Below are 558 nucleotides of genomic sequence, written 5' to 3' on the forward strand. Positions count from 1 at the left end.
CCCCATTCAGGCCCGTCAGCGCCACGGTCTCGGAGATCGAGAGAAGGCGCACATTGCTGGAGGCCAGCGAGCGCGCGACATCCCCCACGGCCAGAACCGCGCCGGCCGCCAGAACCAGCACACCGAGCGTTCGCAGGCACCAAGCCAGAAACCGCATGGACCCGACCTCCCCTCGCAGCCCGCGCTCCGCCTCTTGCCGTTCGACGGAACCGACCCGAGGGCGACAACCGCCAAGCTTTGCCTCGTTTCTCCAAGATATGGGACGCACCCCCTCGTCGCGCAATGGCGCGAAGCAGAACCCCGCCCCTTCCGTCCCGCTCTCCGAAGCTTGCGCGAAGCCGGCACCGTCGCAGGCTTTTCACAAAAGCCCTTGCGAGCGTCCCGCCCCGATGATACTGCGCGCCATCGGATCGATCGCGGCGCCCCAAACGCCGGCCCCGCCCGCAGGCGGCAGGCTTCGATCCGGTCTGGAGGGGTGGCCGAGTGGTTGAAGGCGCACGCCTGGAAAGTGTGTATACGGGAAACCGTATCGCGGGTTCGAATCCCGCTCCCTCCGCC

The 558-nt window shown here is 67.9% G+C and carries 1 tRNA gene; it reads left to right on the forward strand.

Features of this window, described 5'->3' with window-relative positions:
* Nucleotides 1-469: 469 nt before the first annotated feature.
* Nucleotides 470-556, forward strand: a tRNA-Ser gene (locus NS365_RS23155).
* Nucleotides 557-558 lie beyond the last annotated feature (2 nt).

Origin of the sequence: Aureimonas ureilytica (assembly GCF_001475935.1) — a bacterium.
In the GTDB taxonomy this organism is placed as follows: domain Bacteria; phylum Pseudomonadota; class Alphaproteobacteria; order Rhizobiales; family Rhizobiaceae; genus Aureimonas; species Aureimonas ureilytica_A.